The sequence below is a fragment of the Pseudomonas sp. FGI182 genome (genome assembly GCF_000511325.1).
GTDB lineage: Bacteria > Pseudomonadota > Gammaproteobacteria > Pseudomonadales > Pseudomonadaceae > Aquipseudomonas > Aquipseudomonas putida_Z.
Genome location: NZ_CP007012.1, coordinates 2,734,336 through 2,751,552 on the forward strand (window position 1 = coordinate 2,734,336; position 17,217 = coordinate 2,751,552).

At 65.6% G+C, this 17,217-nt stretch carries 14 protein-coding genes; 13 read left to right on the forward strand and 1 reads right to left on the reverse strand.

Annotation, left to right across the window (positions count from 1 at the left end):
• The first annotated feature begins 74 nt into the window (after nt 1–74).
• The 7 genes from C163_RS12060 (at nt 75) to C163_RS12090 (ending at nt 6,515) form a co-directional block, all read left to right on the forward strand.
• Nucleotides 75–1,055 carry a quinone oxidoreductase gene (locus C163_RS12060; RefSeq protein ID WP_025338991.1) on the forward strand — a complete coding sequence of 327 codons (981 nt, stop codon included), beginning with the start codon at nt 75–77 and terminating at the stop codon, nt 1,053–1,055.
• Between the two features lie 13 nt (nt 1,056–1,068).
• The gene (locus tag C163_RS12065) at nt 1,069–1,917 is read left to right on the forward strand and encodes a TauD/TfdA family dioxygenase (protein WP_013972530.1); all 849 of its coding nucleotides are present in this window, start codon (nt 1,069–1,071) and stop codon (nt 1,915–1,917) included.
• A gap of 54 nt (nt 1,918–1,971) precedes the next feature.
• Nucleotides 1,972–3,021 (forward strand): 3-keto-5-aminohexanoate cleavage protein, encoded by a 1,050-nt coding sequence (locus C163_RS12070; protein WP_025338992.1) that lies wholly within the window; start codon nt 1,972–1,974, stop codon nt 3,019–3,021.
• Between the two features lie 194 nt (nt 3,022–3,215).
• A complete protein-coding gene (locus tag C163_RS12075; protein WP_025338993.1) occupies nt 3,216–4,532 on the forward strand; it encodes an MFS transporter in 1,317 nt (438 codons plus the stop codon).
• Nucleotides 4,529–5,182 carry a DsbA family protein gene (locus tag C163_RS12080; RefSeq protein ID WP_025338994.1) on the forward strand — a complete coding sequence of 218 codons (654 nt, stop codon included), beginning with the start codon at nt 4,529–4,531 and terminating at the stop codon, nt 5,180–5,182. The genes C163_RS12075 and C163_RS12080 overlap by 4 nt, the downstream gene beginning before the upstream one ends.
• Nucleotides 5,179–5,505, forward strand: coding sequence for a Rieske 2Fe-2S domain-containing protein (locus C163_RS12085; RefSeq protein WP_025338995.1), 327 nt, complete (start codon nt 5,179–5,181; stop codon nt 5,503–5,505). Before C163_RS12080 ends, C163_RS12085 begins: the two co-directional genes overlap by 4 nt.
• Nucleotides 5,502–6,515 (forward strand): YeiH family protein, encoded by a 1,014-nt coding sequence (locus C163_RS12090; protein ID WP_025338996.1) that lies wholly within the window; start codon nt 5,502–5,504, stop codon nt 6,513–6,515. Before C163_RS12085 ends, C163_RS12090 begins: the two co-directional genes overlap by 4 nt.
• A gap of 130 nt (nt 6,516–6,645) precedes the next feature.
• Here C163_RS12090 and C163_RS12095 read toward each other — a convergent pair whose 3' ends face one another.
• Nucleotides 6,646–7,656: an AraC family transcriptional regulator gene (locus C163_RS12095; protein ID WP_025338997.1), complete on the reverse strand. Its 1,011-nt coding sequence runs from the start codon at nt 7,654–7,656 to the stop codon at nt 6,646–6,648.
• Between the two features lie 207 nt (nt 7,657–7,863).
• Here C163_RS12095 and C163_RS12100 point away from each other — a divergent pair, with 207 nt between their 5' ends.
• The 6 genes from C163_RS12100 (at nt 7,864) to C163_RS12125 (ending at nt 17,207) form a co-directional block, all read left to right on the forward strand.
• Nucleotides 7,864–8,442, forward strand: coding sequence for an alpha/beta hydrolase (locus tag C163_RS12100; protein WP_025338998.1), 579 nt, complete (start codon nt 7,864–7,866; stop codon nt 8,440–8,442).
• Between the two features lie 74 nt (nt 8,443–8,516).
• Nucleotides 8,517–10,472: a DUF1302 domain-containing protein gene (locus tag C163_RS12105; protein ID WP_025338999.1), complete on the forward strand. Its 1,956-nt coding sequence runs from the start codon at nt 8,517–8,519 to the stop codon at nt 10,470–10,472.
• 38 nt (nt 10,473–10,510) lie between these two features.
• Nucleotides 10,511–11,869: a DUF1329 domain-containing protein gene (locus C163_RS12110; RefSeq protein ID WP_025339000.1), complete on the forward strand. Its 1,359-nt coding sequence runs from the start codon at nt 10,511–10,513 to the stop codon at nt 11,867–11,869.
• A 21-nt stretch (nt 11,870–11,890) separates the two neighbouring features.
• The gene (locus tag C163_RS12115) at nt 11,891–12,886 is read left to right on the forward strand and encodes a YCF48-related protein (RefSeq protein WP_025339001.1); all 996 of its coding nucleotides are present in this window, start codon (nt 11,891–11,893) and stop codon (nt 12,884–12,886) included.
• Between the two features lie 15 nt (nt 12,887–12,901).
• Complete coding sequence (locus C163_RS12120; protein WP_025339002.1) at nt 12,902–15,436, forward strand: RND family transporter; 2,535 nt, start codon at nt 12,902–12,904, stop codon at nt 15,434–15,436.
• On the forward strand, nt 15,429–17,207 hold the full coding sequence (locus tag C163_RS12125) for an acyl-CoA dehydrogenase C-terminal domain-containing protein (RefSeq protein WP_025339003.1): 1,779 nt from the start codon (nt 15,429–15,431) through the stop codon (nt 17,205–17,207). Before C163_RS12120 ends, C163_RS12125 begins: the two co-directional genes overlap by 8 nt.
• Nucleotides 17,208–17,217 lie beyond the last annotated feature (10 nt).

Genomic DNA, 17,217 nt, shown 5'->3' on the forward strand with positions numbered 1-17,217 from the left:
GCACACCAAGGGCATACAGTCCAATCACCCAGAACTGACGCCATGCGTCCAGATCGATGATTGGAGAGACAAGCATGTCCAAAGTCGTACGTTTCCATCAGACCGGTGGCCCCGAGGTGCTGCGCTACGAGGACGCCGAGGTCGGCGAGCCCGGCCCGGGGCAGGTGCGCTTGCGCCAGGTGGCGGTGGGCCTGAACTACGCCGATACCTATTTCCGCAACGGCACCTACCCGATCCCGCTGCCCAATGGCATCGGCGTGGAAGCGGCCGGCGTGGTCGAGGCGTTGGGCGAGGGCGTGACCCAGGTGGCGGTGGGTGACCGGGTCACCTACACCGGCTTCCTCAACACCCTGGGCGCTTATTGCACCGAGCGCCTGATCCCTGCCACCGCGCTGATCAAGCTGCCGGATACCATCGCCTTCGAAACCGCCGCCGCCATGACCATGCGCGGCCTGACCTCCGCCTACCTGCTGCGTCGGCTGCATGACTTCAAACCCGGCGACAGCGTGCTGCTGCATGCCGCTGCTGGCGGGGTCGGCCTGATCGTCGCGCAGTGGGCGCAGCTGCTGGGGCTGAACGTGATCGGCACGGTGTCCACCGAGGCCAAGGCCGAAGTGGCTCGCGCCCATGGCTGCAACCACGTCATCAACTACAGCGTCGAGGACGTTGCCACGCGCGTGCGTGAGCTGACCGACGGGGTAGGGGTGAACGTGGTGTTCGACAGCGTTGGCAAGAACACCTTCATGGGTTCGCTCGATTCGCTCAAGCGCCGCGGCCTGATGGTTTGCGTCGGCACGGCGTCAGGCACCATCCCGCCGTTCGACCCTCAGTTGCTGGCGATCAAGGGCTCGCTGCAGCTCACCCGCCCGGCACTGGCCGACTTCATCGCCGACCCGGCGGAAAAGGCCGACCTGGCCGGCGAGCTGTTCGATCACGTCGGCAGCGGGCGCATCCGTATCGAGATCAACCAGCACTACGCACTGCAGGATGCCGTCCAGGCCCACCGTGACCTGGAAGCGCGCAAGACCACCGGCTCGTCGATCTTCGTCATCTGAAGAGGGCAACAGCATGCACATCGAACAACTGACCTGCGCGATCGGTGCCGAGGTAAGTGGGGTCAACCTGGCCGACGCGATCCACGACGACGACCTGTTCGCCCAGCTTCGCGCGCAGTTGCTCCGGCACCGTGTGCTGTTCCTGCGCGACCAGCACTTCAGCCGCGCCGAACATGTGGCGTTCGCCCGCCGCTTCGGCGACCTGGAGGACCACCCGGTGGCCGGCAGCGACCCGGAGCATCCGGGCCTGGTACAGATCTACAAGCGCCCGGACCAGCCCAACGACCGCTATGAAAATGCCTGGCACACCGACGCCACCTGGCGCGAGGCCCCGCCGATGGGCTGTGTGCTGCGCTGCATCGAATGCCCGCCCGTGGGCGGCGACACGATGTGGGCGAACATGGTGCTGGCCTATGAAAACCTGCCAGGCGATGTGAAGGCCAAGATCGAAGGCCTGCGCGCCCGTCACAGCATCGAGGCCAGCTTTGGCGCCGCCATGCCGCTGGAAAAGCGCCTGGCGCTGAAGGCGCAGTTCCCCGATGCCGAGCACCCGGTGGTGCGCACCCACCCGGAAACCGGCGAGCAGGTGCTGTTCGTCAACGCCTTCACCACCCATTTCAGCAACTACCACACCCCGCAGCGGGTGCGCTTCGGGCAGGACGCCAACCCCGGTGCCAGCGACCTGCTGCGCTACCTGATCAGCCAGGCCTACCTGCCGGAGTACCAGGTGCGCTGGCGCTGGAAGCCCAACAGCGTGGCGATCTGGGACAACCGCAGCACCCAGCACTACGCCGTCATGGACTACCCGCCGTGCCACCGCAAGATGGAGCGCGCCGGGATCAAGGGCAGCCCCACGTTCTGAGTTCGTCGCCGTCGCTGGCGGCAACCGCACAATAACAATAGCGAGGACTACAGCATGCAATTCTTCGACGATTCGTTGCACCCGGAAAACATGGAAAAGGTGGTGATCACCGTGGCCCCCTATGGCCCGGAGTGGATGCCTGAAGACTTCCCTGAAGACATTCCCCTGACCATGGACGAGCAGGTGCAGAAGGCTGTCGACTGCTTTGATGCAGGTGCCACCGTACTGCACCTGCACGTGCGCGAACTGGACGGCAAGGGCTCCAAGCGCCTGTCCAAGTTCAACGAGCTGATCGCCGGGGTGCGTGAAGCGGTGCCGGACATGATCATCCAGGTTGGCGGGTCGATTTCCTTTGCCCCGGAAGGCGAAGGCGAGGCGGCCAAGTGGCTGTCGGATGACACCCGGCACATGCTCGCCGAGCTGACGCCGCGCCCCGACCAAGTGACCGTGGCCATCAACACCACGCAGATGAACATCATGGAGTTGCTGTACCCCGAGTACCTGGAAGGCACCTCGCTGGCCAGCCCGGCGATTCATGCCGCCTATAGCGAGATGACCGTGCCGGCCGGCCCGGCCTGGGTCCGCGAGCACCTGCGCCGCCTGCAGGCCAGCAACATCCAGCCGCATTTTCAGCTGACCGGCATGCATGCCCTGGAGACGCTCGAGCGCATCGTCCGCCGTGGTGACTACATGGGTCCGCTGAACCTGACCTGGATCGGCATTGGCGGCGGTTTCGACGGCCCCAACCCGTTCAACTTCTTCAACTTCATCCACCGCGCGCCGGACGGTTGCACCCTGACCGCCGAATCGTTGCTCAAGAACGTGCTGCCGTTCAACACCATGGCCCTGGCCATGGGCCTGCACCCACGCTGCGGCAACGAAGACACCATCATCGACCAGCATGGCAAGCGCTTTACCTCGGTGCATCAGATCCAGCAGACCGTGCGTGTGGCCCATGAGCTGGGCCGCGAGATTGCCAGCGGCAAGGAAGCACGCGCCATTTACCGCATCGGGCAGCAGTACGACAGCATCGAGCAGACCCTCGAGGCCAACGGCATGGCGCCGAATCGCCAGCCGGGTGTGAAGGGCGTGCCGCAGCGCTGACTTCACTGGCCTGCGCTGGCCTTTGTAGGAGCGGCCTTGTGTCGCGACAGGGCTGCACAGCAGCCCCGGCAATAGTTGAGTTGACGCTTCACTCGGGGGCCGCTTTGCGGCCCATCGCGACACAAGGCCGCTCCTACAGGGGGCGTGCCAATGCATAAGAACAAGAAAAACCCACATCACCCCAAGGAGGCAACATGGCCACCTATCTCGCCAGTGCCGAAGATTCCGGCACCGACACCGCCTACAGCGTCCCCCGGCGCTATGCCTGGGTGGTCTTCGCCCTGACCTTTGGCCTGTTGATCTCCGACTACATGTCGCGCCAGGTGCTCAATGCGGTGTTCCCGCTGCTCAAGGGCGAATGGGCGTTGAGCGACAGCCAGCTCGGCCTGCTCAGCGGTATCGTCGCGCTGATGGTCGGCCTGCTGACCTTCCCGCTGTCGCTGCTGGCCGACCGCTTCGGCCGGGTGCGCAGCCTGGTGCTGATGGCGGTACTGTGGAGCCTGGCCACCCTCGGCTGCGCCCTGGCGGAAAACTACCCGCAAATGTTCGTCGCGCGGTTTCTGGTCGGGGTAGGCGAGGCGGCCTACGGCAGTGTCGGCATCGCCGTGGTGGTCGCCGTGTTCCCCCGCGACATGCGCTCGACCCTGGCCGGCGCGTTCATGGCCGGTGGCATGTTCGGCTCGGTGCTGGGCATGGCCCTGGGTGGTGTACTGGCCCAGCACCTGGGCTGGCGCTGGGCATTCGCCGGCATGGCGCTGTTCGGCCTGGTGCTGGCGATGCTGTACCCGCTGATCGTCAAGGAGGCGCGTATTGCGCCTCGGTGCGCGCAGCAGTCGCAAGGCAAGGCCGGCCGCCCGCTGCGCACCCTGTACAGCAGCCGTTCGGTCATCGCGGCCTACGTCGGCAGCGGGCTGCAGCTGTTCGTCGGCGGCACCGTGATCGTCTGGATGCCCAGCTACCTGAACCGCTATTACGCCATGGGCACCGACCGCGCCGGGGCTATTGCGGCAGTCATCGTGCTGTGCAGCGGCATCGGCATGATCCTCTGCGCCATGCTCTGCGACCGCCTCGGGCGGCAGCGCCCGGACCGCAAGATCAGCCTGGCCATCGCCTACTGCCTGGGCAGCTGCGCGCTGTTGTCCCTCGCTTTCGCGCTGCCAGCCGGCACTGCCCAACTGGTGCTGATCTGCCTGGGCATGATGATCGCCGCCGGCACCAACGGCCCATCCAGTGCCATGGTCGCCAACCTCACCCACGCCTCGGTGCACGGCACCGCGTTTGCCACCCTGACCCTGGCCAACAACCTGTTGGGCCTGGCCACCGGGCCGCTGATCACCGGGCGCGTTTCCGACCTGATCGGCCTGCATGCCGCCTTCCAGCTGGTGCCGCTGATGAGCATCGGCGCGGCGGCGGTGTTTTTCCTCGCCAAACGTCATTACCACCGCGACATGGACCGTCTGCACGCACCGGCACACGACGCTGCCGACGCACCCCGGGAGTTGAAACCGTGAAACAGCTGTTGTCCGTCGAAGTGTTCTTCGATTTCGTCTGCCCGTGGTGCCTGATTGGCCAGCGGCACCTGCAGGCCGCCCTGTTGCTGTTGCAGCGCGAACAGCCGCAAGTGCAGGTACAACTGCAATGGCGAGGTGTGCAGTTGTTGCCTGGCTTGCCCGCCGGTGGCGTGCCGTTCCATGCCTTCTATCTGCAACGCCTGGGCAGCGAGGAGGCGGTACGCGAGCGCCAGGCCCAGGTGCGCGCCGCTGCCCGTGTGGTAGGCGAGGACATCGACTTCTCGCGTATTCGCCGCATGCCCAACACCGGCAATGCCCATCGGCTGCTGCAACGTGCTGCTCAGTTGCTCCAAGCAGGGCAACTGGAAGCCTTGCTGGCACAGCTGTTAATCGCCTATTTCCACCAGGGCCGCGACTTGGGGGATAGCCGCACCTTGCTCGACATCGCACAGTGTTGCGGGCTGGATGCCGCGCAGGTGGTCGACTGCCTGCGTGACGACGGCAGCCCGTTCCTCGATGGGGCAGGGCGCGCTGGCAGTGCCGTGCCGCGCTTCCGTTTCAATCAGGGGCCGCTCGTTGCGGGTGCACAGCCTGCCGAGGTGCTGTATGCGGCCATGACCGAAGCGCTGCAAGAGGTTGAGAGGGCATGACCCGGCGCATTGCATTGGCCCCCCATCAGGTGCCGGAACGTGACGGCCGTGTACTGTTGGCCTGCGAAGGGCGCAGCGTGGCGCTGTTCAACGTCGCCGACTCGCTCTATGCCATCGAAGACAGCTGCCCGCACCAGGGCGCGTCGTTGTGCGGCGGGCGGCTGGAAGGCCGTGTCATCCAGTGCTGCGCGCATGGCCTGCGTTTTGACCTGGCCAGCGGCTACCTGGTCAATTCCAGGGCCTTGAAAGTTGCCAGCTACCCGGTCGAGCAGCAGGGCGGGCAGGTCTACATCGTGTTTGACAGTGAGGAGGCGGGGCAATGAATACACTGGCACTTGGCGCTACCCATCAGCGTATCCGCACCCTTGCCCCAGGGGTGGTGGTCAGCCTTGTGGTCGGTGCGGCCGCCAGTTTCCTCGGTGAGCATTACGCGGCCCCGGTCATGCTGTTTGCCTTGCTATTGGGGATGGCGCTGAACTTTCTCGCGGTCGACGGCCCCTGCAAGGCCGGTATCGAGTTCACCGCCCGCACGGTACTGCGCCTGGGCGTGGCGCTGCTTGGCATGCGCATCACCCTGGACCAGATTGCCAGCCTGGGCTGGAAGCCCGTGGCCCTGGTCGTGACCCTGGTGGTGGTGACCATCCTGGTCTCGGTGGTGGTGGCCAAGGTGCTGGGGTTTTCACGGCTGTTCGGCATGCTTACCGGCGGTGCCACGGCCATTTGCGGTGCCTCGGCTGCGCTGGCGCTGGCAGCTGCCTTGCCACAGCACCCGCGCAAGGAGCATGCAACGCTGTTCACCGTGATCGGCGTGTCGGCGCTGTCGACCCTGGCGATGATCCTCTACCCGATGATTGCCCAGTGGCTGCACCTGTCCCCAGCGCAGGCCGGGGTCTTCCTCGGTGCGACTATCCACGACGTGGCGCAGGTGGTGGGGGCGGGTTACAGCATGTCTACCGAGACCGGCGACATCGCCACGGTGGTCAAGCTGATGCGGGTGGCCATGCTGTTGCCGGTCATTGTCTGCGCGGCCATGATCACCCGGCGCCAGGGCCTCGAGGCCGGTGGCCAGCGGCCGCCCTTGCTGCCATGGTTCGCGGTCGGTTTCCTGCTGCTGGCGTGCGTCAACAGCACAGGCTGGGTACCCACCGCGGTGCAAGGCGGTATCAACGACCTGTCGCGTGGCTGCCTGGTGGTGGCGATCAGTGCCCTGGGCATGAAAACCCAACTCAAGTCGCTGGCTTCGGTCGGGTTGAAACCCATTGCGCTGATGGTGGGGGAGAGCGTGTTTCTTGTGCTTTTGGTGCTGGCGTTGATGCACTGGGGCCTTGCCTGACTGCTTGACGCGGTCGATTGTAGGAGCGGCCTTGTGTCGCGAAAGGGCTGCGCAGCAGCCCCGGCAATATGGGCGTTTGCACTGAACCTCCGGGGCTGCTGCGCAGCCCTATCGCGACACAAGGCCGCTCCTACACGGGCCGATCATCCCGCTGTGCCCGCCAACTGGCCGGCGGCATGCCGAACTGAGCGATGAACCAGCGGGTGAACGAGCTGGGCATCGAATAACCCAGCATGTCGGCGATACGCCCCAGCGAATAGCCGGGGTTTTCCAGGTAGCGCATCACCAGGTCACGGCGCACGCTGTTGATCAGGTCCTTGAAGGTCAACCCGCTTTCTTCCAGGCGCCGCTGCAGGGTGCGCACGTTCATGCCCTGGGTTTGTGCTACCTGCTCGATGGTGGCGCGGCCCATGGGCAGCAGCAGGTAGATGGTCTTGCGCAACTCCAGCTCCAGGGACGGCGTGCCGCCCGCCGGCAGGCTGTCCAGATAGCGCTGTGCCAGGCGCGCCATGGCCTCGTTGGCCTGCGGGCTGGCGCTGTCGAGGTCGGCGGCCGGGCAGACGATACCGTTGAACTCGCTGCCGAACACCAGCGTGCAGCCGAAAATGCGCCGGTGGGTGGCCAGGTCGGCGGGAGGCGCGTGGGTGAAGTTGGCGCTGATCGGGTGCCAATGCGCACCTAGCAGCGCCGCGCACAGGCGCATCATCACGCCGATCGCCAGCTCGGTGGCCTGGCGGCTGCAGGGCGCGCGTTCGTTGATCACCTCCTCACGGATGACCACGGTCTTGCCGGCTTCCTCGATATGAATGGCCAGGGCGTCATTGAGCAGGTGACGGTACTGCACGATCACCTGCAGCGCATCACGCAGGGTGCGTTGGTGGCTGAGCAGCAGGCTGATTTCGCCGAAGTCCGACAATTGCCGCAACTCGGCCATGCGCAGGCCGAAGCTTTCGCAACGGGTGGCGCTGGCGGAGGCCTCCAGCAAGGTGATGACGCTGGCAACCGGGATACGCCGGTTGGGGTCATCGAGCAACGCGGCGCTGAGGCCAACCTGTGCCAACAGTGCATGGGGATTGAGGCCCAGGTGGCGGGACACCTCAAGGTAATTGGTCAAGCTGGCGGCACGGACTAGGGCAGGCATCTTTTGTTGTTTTCCATGCGGTTTCTTGTTGTTGGGTATGCCGACATGCGTTTTGTGTTTTATAGCCTGCGTGTCATGAATTGAAAAGCAAAGCCCTGTCTTGGCCATTGTCATCAAATGAAAAGCCCCTGACGCCCAATGTGAAGCACCCGGTGGGTGGGCTGTTTACTGTGAACCTCAAGAGCTACACCGCACACGAGGTTCACCGTGGAAAAACTGCAAACCACTGCCACCGTGCTGATCGTCCCCGGCCTGCGCGACCATGTCGCCGAACACTGGCAGACCCTGCTCGCAGGCCGCCTGGCCAAGGTGCGCAGCGTACCGCCGCTGCAGGTCGACGGCCTGAGCTGCACAGCCCGGGTCGAAGCGATCCAGCGCGAACTGGACCAGATCGATGGTGAAGTGATCCTGGTGGCGCACAGCGCTGGCGTGCTGATGGTCGCCCACTGGGCGGCGCGCTACCGGCGGCCGATCAAGGGTGCATTGCTGGCGGCGCCGCCCGACCTGAACGCGCAATGGCCGGTCCACTACCCAAGCCCGGCCAGCCTGGCTGAGCACGGCTGGTCGCCATTGCCCCAGGCGCCGCTGCCGTTCCCCAGCATTGTCGCGGCCAGCAGCAACGACCACCTGGCCAGCTTTGCCGCGGCCAGCGCCCTGGCCCAAGGCTGGGGTAGCGAACTGGTCGCACTGGGGGCCGTCGGCCACCTCAACCCGGCCTCCGGCTTCGGCCCCTGGCCGCAGGCCGAGGCCTTCATCCAGCGACTGGACCAGCCCAACCTGCAATAGCGCATGGACGCCCCAGCCACGCTCGCAAAAGACGGGCGGCGAAAAAAACAATAACAATACGTGGAGCCATCGTAATGCCAGAACACCGCATTTACCGTGCTGTGAAACCACAGCGCTGCCTGCTCGCCTGCGCCATCGGCCTGCTCACGCTGCCCGCCGCCCAGGCGTTCGAAGTCGATACCGGTAATGAAAACTGGGCCGTGCGCTTCGACAACACCGTCAAGTACAACTATGGCGTGCGCACCGAAAGCGCCGACAAGCGCATGCTGGGCACGCCCAACAGCAACGACGGTGACTACAACTTCCGCAAGGCCGGCACCAACATCACCAACCGGGTCGACCTGCTGACCGAACTGGATGTGGTCTACCAGGGCAACACCGGGTTCCGCGTCAGCACCGCCAGCTGGTACGACAAGGCCTATGACAACACCGGCTCCAATAGCAACCCGTTCGTCAACGGCAACGGTGACCAGTCCGGCATCAACCCCAGCCTCAATGGCCTGCCTGGCACCGGTGTGCCGCTGGGCAGCCCGCACCTGAGCAACTACGCCCAGCGTTACTACAGCGGCCCGTCCGGTGAAGTGCTGGATGCCTTCGTGTTCTTCAGCCGTGAAGTCGGTGAGGCTTCGCAGGTCAGCGCCAAGCTGGGCCAGCACAACCTGTTCTGGGGTGAAACCCTGCTCAACCCGGTGCACTCGCTGAGCTACGGCCAGTCGGGCCTCGACCTGGCCAAGCTGGCCGCTTCGCCGGGCACCGAGGCCAAGGAGCTGTTCGTGCCGCGCAACCAGCTGTCGACCTCGTTCCTGGTCAATTCCGAACTGACCCTGGGTGCCCAGTACTTCTTCGACTGGGACGCCGCCCGCCTGCCCGAAGCCGGTACCTACTATGGCGGCTCGGATGTGGTAGGCGAGGGCGCCCAAAGCTTCCTGCTCGGCCACACCGGTACCCCGGGGCTGATCCCGGTGCGCGGTGCGCTGACCACCATCCGCCGTGGCCATGACCTGAACCCGGGCAAGAGCGGCGACTGGGGCATCATGGCCAAGTGGTCGCCCGAGTGGCTGGGCGGCACCCTCGGCTTCTACTACCGCAAGACCTCCGAGATCCTCCCGCAGGCCTGGCTCGACGCGCGCGGCATGACCGTCGCCAACGGCCCGTTCGGCAACCCGCCGGGCAGCCGCCAAGGCGCAGTCGGCAACCTGTACAACTCGCTGCAAAGCACTACTTACCAGTTCGCCTACTCCGACGACATCGACATCTATGGCCTGAGCCTGTCCAAGGATGTGGGTGGCATCAGTGTCGGCAGCGACCTGAACATCCGCCACAACATGCCGCTGGCGAGCATCCCGGCAATCGTCAGCGCCCCCGGCCAGGGTGGCCTGGGCGGCGGCTTCGGCCTGCTGCCGGCACGCCTGCCCAGCAGCGGGGTGATCTACGACGTGCCCAAGGATGGCGACGGCCTGAGCGCCACCGGCGACACCCTGCACTGGACCTTGAACGGCCTGATGACCATTGGCGACACGCCGCTGTTCGATTCGGCAACCCTGCTTGGCGAGCTGTTCTACAGCAACCTGCTCAAGCTCGATAGCCACAACGAGGCCTTGTACAAGGGCAAGAGCAGCTACCGCGGCATCGACAAGGCCACCCGCGACAACTGGGGCATCGCCGTCAACTTCACCCCTACCTGGTACCAGGTGCTGCCGGGCATGGACCTGAGCATGCCGCTGTCGGTCAACGTCGGCCTCGACGGCGTGTCGCCGGTGCAGGGCGGTGGCGCCGAGAACACCGGCAACTATGCGGTGGGCGTGAGCGCCGCGATCTACAACCAGTACTTCGTCGACCTCAAGTACGTCGACAGTTTCGGTGAGACCAAGGCCTGCAAGGACGGCCAGACCGACGGCAGCACCCCCAACGCCCTGGACGGCGAACAGGATTACACCTGCTACGGCGGCGGCTACGCCTCCTTCTCCGGCGGTGGTGCCACCACCGAGGACCGTGGCGCCCTGTACCTGACCGTCAAGACGACCTTCTGAGTCATGTTTCCTACAGCCTACACAGGAAGACAACCATCATGAATTTCGTACGTACCCTGCTGGCCTCGTGCCTGTCACTGGCCGCCCTGAACGCTGCCCAGGCCGCCGTTTCCACTGACCAGGCCGCGCGCCTGGGCACCAGCCTGACCGTCATCGGCGCGGAAAAGGCCGGCAACGCCGATGGCTCGATCCCGGCCTACCAGGGCGGCCTGCTGACGCCACCAGCCAGCTACCAGAGCGGCGCCAGCATGCGCCCCGACCCGTTCGCCAGCGACAAGCCGCTGCTGGTCATCGATGGCAAGAACGCCGAGCAGTACAAGGGCCAACTGACCGCCACCACCCTGGAACTGCTCAAGCGCTACCCCAGCTACCGCGTCGATGTGTACCCGACCCACCGTAGCGTGGCGCTGCCGCAAGCGGTACTCGACAACACCCGCAAGAACGCCACTGCCGCCAACAGCAAGGAGGGCGGCACTGCGGTAGACAACGTGCTGCCGGGCATCCCGTTCCCCATTCCGCAGAACGGCGCCGAGGCCATGTGGAACTTCCTGCTGCGCTATCAGGGCGTGAGCATGACTGCCAAGTACGACTCGTGGAACGTCGACGCTGCTGGCAAGCCATCGCTGTCGACCACCGGCCAGGCCAATATCAGCTACCCGATCTACGAAGACATGACCAAGCCGATCGGTGCCAAGGACACCTACTACCAGATGAAACTGGTGTACACCGGGCCCGCACGCCGTGCCGGCGAAGCGATGATGCTGCGCGATGCCGCCAACCCGCTGGTGCAGCCACGCAGTGCCTGGCAATACCTGCCGGGCCAGCGCCGGGTCAAGCTGGCGCCGAACCTGGCCTACGACACGCCCAACCCGGGCACCTCCGGTTCGGGTACCTACGATGACGTGTTCGTCTTCAACGGTGCGCTGGACCGCTACGACTGGACCTTGGTCGGCAAGCAGGAAATGTACGTGCCGTACAACACCTACCAGCTGACCTACAACACCGACGTCAAGCAGGTGATCACCCCCAACCACCTGGCGCCGCAGTTCGTGCGTTGGGAGAAGCACCGGGTGTGGGTTGTGGAAGGCAAGCTCAAGGACGGTGCGCGCCATATCTACCACAAGCGCCGCTTCTACCTCGACGAAGACAGCTGGATTGCCCTGGCCTCGGACCAGTATGACGCCCGTGGCCAGCTGTACCGCGGCTCGTTCGCCTTCCTCACCCAGAGCTATGACAAGCAGACCCCGGACGCCACGCCGTTCATGATCTACGACCTGATCGGCGGCACCTACAACCTCAATGGCGTGGTCGGTGCCTACGGCGGCATCCGCTACATCGACCCGCTGTCGAAAACCCAGTGGTCGCCTGAGTCGCTGGCCGGCAACGGCATTCGCTGAACGCACGGAGCAGAGGTGGCAATGTCTGTCTTCAAACGATGCAGCGTGGTGGTTCTGGCTTTGGCCGCGCTGCAGGGCGCGGCCCAGGCTGCGCCCTTCACCGATGTGCTGGACCTGCCCGCCATGCCCAGCGCCCTGGTCGCCAACAGCGCCTTGCGCGATGTAACCCTGGCCGGCCAGCGCCTGGTCGCGGTGGGCCCGCGCGGGCACATCCTGTACTCCGACGACCATGGCGCGCACTGGCAGCAGGCTCAGGTGCCGGTCAGCGCCGACCTTAATGCCGTGAGCTTCGCCACGCCCGAGCTGGGCTGGGCTGTTGGCCACGATGGCGTGGTGCTGCACAGCCGTGATGGCGGCGTGCACTGGCAGAAGCAGCTGGATGGCCGGGCGCTGGCCGAACAACTGCCGGGCACGGGTAGCGACAATGCCTTGCTCGACGTGTGGTTCGGCGATGCGCGCAATGGCTATGCGGTCGGCGTGTTCAACCTGCTGTTGCGCACCGTTGACGGCGGCGAGCACTGGCAGCCCTGGCTCGACCACAGCGATAACCCGCAAGGCCTGCACCTGACCAGCCTGGCCGCGGTGGGTGACGAGCTGTACATCACCGGCGAGCAAGGCCTGTTGCTGAAGCAGGACGGTGAGCGCTTCAGCCGTGTCGAGACACCCTACGCCGGCACACTGTTCGGTGCTGTCGGCAAGCCTGGCGTACTGCTGGTCTACGGCCTGCGTGGGCATGCCTACCGCAGCACCGATGGCGGCCGGCAATGGCAACCGGTCAGCACGGGTGTGAACACCAGCCTCACCGCCGCCGGTGTCGACCGTGACGGCCAGCTATGGCTGGCCAGCCAGGCTGGCGACCTACTGCTTAGCCGGGATGATGGCGCCAGCTTCAGCCCGGTGCCGCAAAGCGCCCGTGGCCCGGTGACCGCGCTCGCCACCGATACCGGCAACGGCCTGGTACTGGTGGGCGAGCGGGGCGTGCGCAACCAGGCCGGTAACCCCACGCTGCACCCATAACAAGAGAAGACCCTGATGGCCGCTACCCGCCAAGACATCCTGCCGGTAATCCGCAACCTCGACGATTTCGACCCACGCTCGGGCAATTGCCTGGAGCGCCTGGTGTTCAACCATCGCCTGCCGTTCCTGCTGTGCATGCTGCTGGCGACCCTGGTGCTGGGCTACATGGCGCTGACCCGCCTGGAGCTGCGCCCCAGTTTCGACAAGATGCTGCCGCAGAGCCACCCCTACATCCAGAACTACCTGGAAAACCGCCCATCACTGCGTGGCCTGGGCAACGCGGTGCGGGTGGTGGTGGAGAACACCCAGGGCGACATCTTCGACCCGGGCTACCTGCAGACCCTGCGCCACATCAACGACGAGCTGTTCCTCAGCCAGGGCGTGGACCGGGCCTGGGTGAAGTCGCTGTGGAGCCCGGCGGTGCGCTGGACCGAGGTGACCGAGGAGGGCTTCCAGGGCGGCCCGGTGATGCCCGATGGCTACCAGGGCGCTGCGGGTGACATCGAGCAGCTGCGGCAGAACATCGAGCGCGCCAACATCGTCGGCAGCCTGGTGGCGCGCGACTTCAAGTCGAGCATGCTGGTCGTGCCGCTGCTCGACCAGGATTCGGCCACCGGCAAGGGCCTCGACTACCACGCCTTTTCGCAGAAGCTCGAACAACTGCGCAGCCAGTATCAGGCCAGCGGCCAGTACCGCATCCATGTGATCGGCTTCGCCAAGCTGATGGGCGACCTGATCGACGGGCTGATCCAGGTGATGGCGTTCTTCGCCCTGGCGGTGCTGACCAGCCTGCTGATCATCTACTGCTACACCCGTTGCGTGCGCAGCACCCTGCTGGTGGTGCTGTGTTCGCTGACCGCGGTGGTGTGGCAGCTGGGCATCGTCGCCTGGCTGGGCTACGCCATCGACCCGTATTCGATCCTGGTGCCATTCCTGATCTTTGCCATCGGCGTGTCCCACGCGGCGCAGAAAATGAATGGCATCCTCCAGGACATCGGCCGTGGCACGCACCGCCAGGTGGCAGCGCGCTATACCTTCCGCCGCCTGTTCGTGGCCGGGGTGACTGCGTTGCTGGCCGATGCGGTGGGCTTTGCCGTGCTGATGCTGATCGACATCCCGGTGATCCAGGACTTGGCCATCACCGCCAGCATCGGCGTGGCGGTGCTGATCTTCACCTCGCTGCTGCTGATGCCGGTGGCGCTGTCTTATGTTGGCGTGGGCCGCAGGGCCGCTGAACGAGCCCTGGCTATCGATGCGCGCTGGGGCCTTCGCGGGCACGCCCGCTCCCACAGGGACGGCGCGATACCTGTGGGAGCGGGCATGCCCGCGAAGGGCTGCAACGCAGCCCCAATCAACCCATGGAGCCTGCTCGACCGCTTCACCGAACGCAAATGGGCCAGCGCCGCACTGCTGGTGGCCCTGGCCCTGGGCGTCCTCGGCATCTGGGGCAGCCTGCAACTGAAAATCGGCGACCTCGACAGCGGTGCCCCCGAGCTGCGCGCCGACTCCCGCTACAACCTCGACAACGCCTACATCACCCAGCACTACGCGCTGTCCAGCGATACCTTCGCGGTCATGGTCAAGACCGCTCCGGAAGGCTGCCTGCAATACCAGACACTGGTCCTTGCCGACCGCCTGGCCTGGGAGCTGCAGCAATTGCCGGGTGTGCAGACCACCGTGTCGCTGGCCAACGCAGTGCGCCAGATCACCGCCGGCACCTACGAAGGCAACCCGCGCCTGAACAGCCTGCAGCGCAACCAGGACGTGCTCAACTACGCTGCCCAGCAGGCTTCGGTCAACGCCCCAGAGTTGTTCAACAACGACTGCTCGCTGATGCCGGTAATCGCCTACCTCAAGGACCATCGCGCCGACACCCTGGCCCAGGTGGCCGCCGTGGCCGAGCGTTTTGCCCAGGCCAACAGCAGCGCCGAACAGCAGTTCCTGCTGGCCGCCGGCAGCGCCGGTATCGAGGCTGCCACCAACGTGGTGGTCCGCGAGGCCAACCACCGCATGCTGTTGCTGGTGTACCTGGCGGTCACGCTGTTCTGCCTGTTCACCTTCCGTAGCTGGCGCGCCACGCTGGTGGCGATCCTGCCGCTGATGCTCACCTCGGTGCTGTGCGAGGCGCTGATGGTAGCCATGGGCATTGGCGTCAAGGTCGCCACCTTGCCGGTGATCGCCCTGGGCGTAGGCATCGGCGTGGACTACGCGCTGTACCTGCTCAGCGTGCAACTGCACTACCAGCGCGCCGGGTTGAGCCTGGCCCAGGCCTACCAGAAAGCCGTGGCCTTCACCGGCCGGGTGGTCGGGCTGGTCGGCATCACCCTGGCCGCCGGCGTGGTCGGCTGGGCCTGGTCGCCGATCAAGTTCCAGGCCGACATGGGCCTGCTGCTGACCTTCATGTTCCTGTGGAACATGCTCGGCGCGTTGGTGTTGATCCCTGCGTTGTCGCATTTCCTCCTGCGTGGCCAGGCCGCCCCGGCGCCTGCCGAGGCCCAGGCCACGTCGCTTCCGCAAACCCAAGAAACCGAGTGTTCGCCTCATGTCTGATTACCTTCCGCCACTGCGCGACATGGATTTTCTGTTCAACGAAGTGTTCGACATCCCGGCCTGGTGGGCGCAAACGCCCGCGCTGGCCGAGCAGGTCGATGGCGATACTGCCCGGGCCGTGCTCGAACAGGCCGGCCGGCTGATTGCCGAGGTGGTGGCGCCGCTCAACCGCAGTGGCGACGAGCAGGGCTGCCGCTGGGAGGCCGGCCAGGTATACACCCCCGATGGCTTCGCCGATGCCTACCGGGCATTTGCCGCAGATGGCTGGGTGGGTGTGGCTGGTGCCCCGGAATATGGGGGCATGGGCATGCCGAAAGTGATCGGCGCCCAGCTCGAAGAAATGCTCAATGCCGCCAACCTGTCGTTCGGCCTGTACCCGATGCTCACGGCCGGAGCCTGCCTGGCGCTGCTCAACCATGCCAGCGAGCCGTTGAAGGCGCTGTACCTGCCGCCCATGTACCAAGGGCGCTGGACCGGTTCGATGTGCCTGACCGAGCCACACGCTGGCACCGACCTGGGCCTGATTCGCACCCGCGCCGTGCCGGTTGCCGATGGCCGTTATCGCATCAGCGGGACCAAGATCTTCATCACTGGCGGTGAGCAGGACCTGACCGAGAACATCATCCACCTGGTGCTGGCGCGGCTGCCGGATGCGCCAGCCGGGCCCAAGGGCATCTCGCTGTTCCTGGTGCCCAAGGTGCTGGTTGACGCCGACGGCGTGCTGGGCGAGGCCAATGCGGTGAGTTGCGGGTCGATCGAGCACAAGATGGGCATCAAGGCCTCGGCCACCTGTGTGATGAACTTCGACGGTGCAATCGGCTACCTGGTCGGCGAGCCGAACAAGGGCCTCAACGCGATGTTCACCATGATGAACTACGAGCGCCTTGGCGTAGGTATCCAAGGCCTGGCCCTGGGCGAACGCTCCTACCAGGGCGCCATCGCCTACGCCCGTGATCGCCAGCAGGGCCGTGCGCCGACCGGCGCCGAAGCGCCGGGGCAAGGTGCTGACCCGATCATCGTCCACCCGGATGTGCGGCGCATGCTGCTGACCATGAAAGCGCTGAACGAAGGCGGGCGGGCCTTCTCCACCTATGTGGCACTGCAGCTGGACCTGGCCAAATACAGCGAGGCCCCGGTCGCACGCGCCCAGGCCGAGGCCAAGGTGGCGTTGCTCACACCGGTGGCCAAGGCCTTCCTCACCGACATGGGGCTGGAAACCACCGTGCACGGCCAGCAGGTGCTGGGCGGCCATGGCTATATCCGCGAGTGGGGCCAGGAGCAGTTGATCCGCGACTGCCGCATCACCCAGATCTACGAAGGCACCAACGGCATCCAGGCCCTCGACCTGGTGGGGCGCAAACTGTTTGCCGATGGCGGCCAGGCCTATCGCAGCGTGTCCGACGAAATTACCACCTTTGCCGAGACGCTTCCCGCGGCGTGCGCCGAGTTCGGCGCGCCGCTGCTGGCTGCCGTGCGCAACCTCGACGAGCTGACCGCCTGGGTGCTCGACCGCGCCCAGGGCAACCCGCGCGAGCTTGGCGCGGCGGCGGTGGAGTACCTGCAGGTATTTGGCTACACCTTCTACGCCTACCTGTGGGCACGCATGGCCGTGGTATGCCAGTGCCATGCGGCCCCCGAGCCGTTCCACCTGAGCAAGCTGGGCACCGCGCGGTTCTACTTTGCCCGCCTGCTGCCACGCATTCATTCGCTAAGCGCCAGCGTCAGGGCCGGTAGCGACAGCCTGTACCTGCTCGAGGCCGGGCAACTGTGAAGGCCGCCGA

Bases quoted from the DNA above. Each gene is read 5' to 3' on its own strand.
- C163_RS12060 (WP_025338991.1), top strand. From the start codon at position 75: ATGTCCAAAGTCGTACGTTTCCATCAGACCGGTGGCCCCGAGGTGCTG.
- C163_RS12065 (WP_013972530.1), top strand. From the start codon at position 1,069: ATGCACATCGAACAACTGACCTGCGCGATCGGTGCCGAGGTAAGTGGG.
- C163_RS12070 (WP_025338992.1), top strand. From the start codon at position 1,972: ATGCAATTCTTCGACGATTCGTTGCACCCGGAAAACATGGAAAAGGTG.
- C163_RS12075 (WP_025338993.1), top strand. From the start codon at position 3,216: ATGGCCACCTATCTCGCCAGTGCCGAAGATTCCGGCACCGACACCGCC.
- C163_RS12085 (WP_025338995.1), top strand. From the start codon at position 5,179: ATGACCCGGCGCATTGCATTGGCCCCCCATCAGGTGCCGGAACGTGAC.
- C163_RS12090 (WP_025338996.1), top strand. From the start codon at position 5,502: ATGAATACACTGGCACTTGGCGCTACCCATCAGCGTATCCGCACCCTT.
- C163_RS12095 (WP_025338997.1), bottom strand. From the start codon at position 7,656: ATGCCTGCCCTAGTCCGTGCCGCCAGCTTGACCAATTACCTTGAGGTG.
- C163_RS12105 (WP_025338999.1), top strand. From the start codon at position 8,517: ATGCCAGAACACCGCATTTACCGTGCTGTGAAACCACAGCGCTGCCTG.
- C163_RS12110 (WP_025339000.1), top strand. From the start codon at position 10,511: ATGAATTTCGTACGTACCCTGCTGGCCTCGTGCCTGTCACTGGCCGCC.
- C163_RS12115 (WP_025339001.1), top strand. From the start codon at position 11,891: ATGTCTGTCTTCAAACGATGCAGCGTGGTGGTTCTGGCTTTGGCCGCG.
- C163_RS12120 (WP_025339002.1), top strand. From the start codon at position 12,902: ATGGCCGCTACCCGCCAAGACATCCTGCCGGTAATCCGCAACCTCGAC.
- C163_RS12125 (WP_025339003.1), top strand. From the start codon at position 15,429: ATGTCTGATTACCTTCCGCCACTGCGCGACATGGATTTTCTGTTCAAC.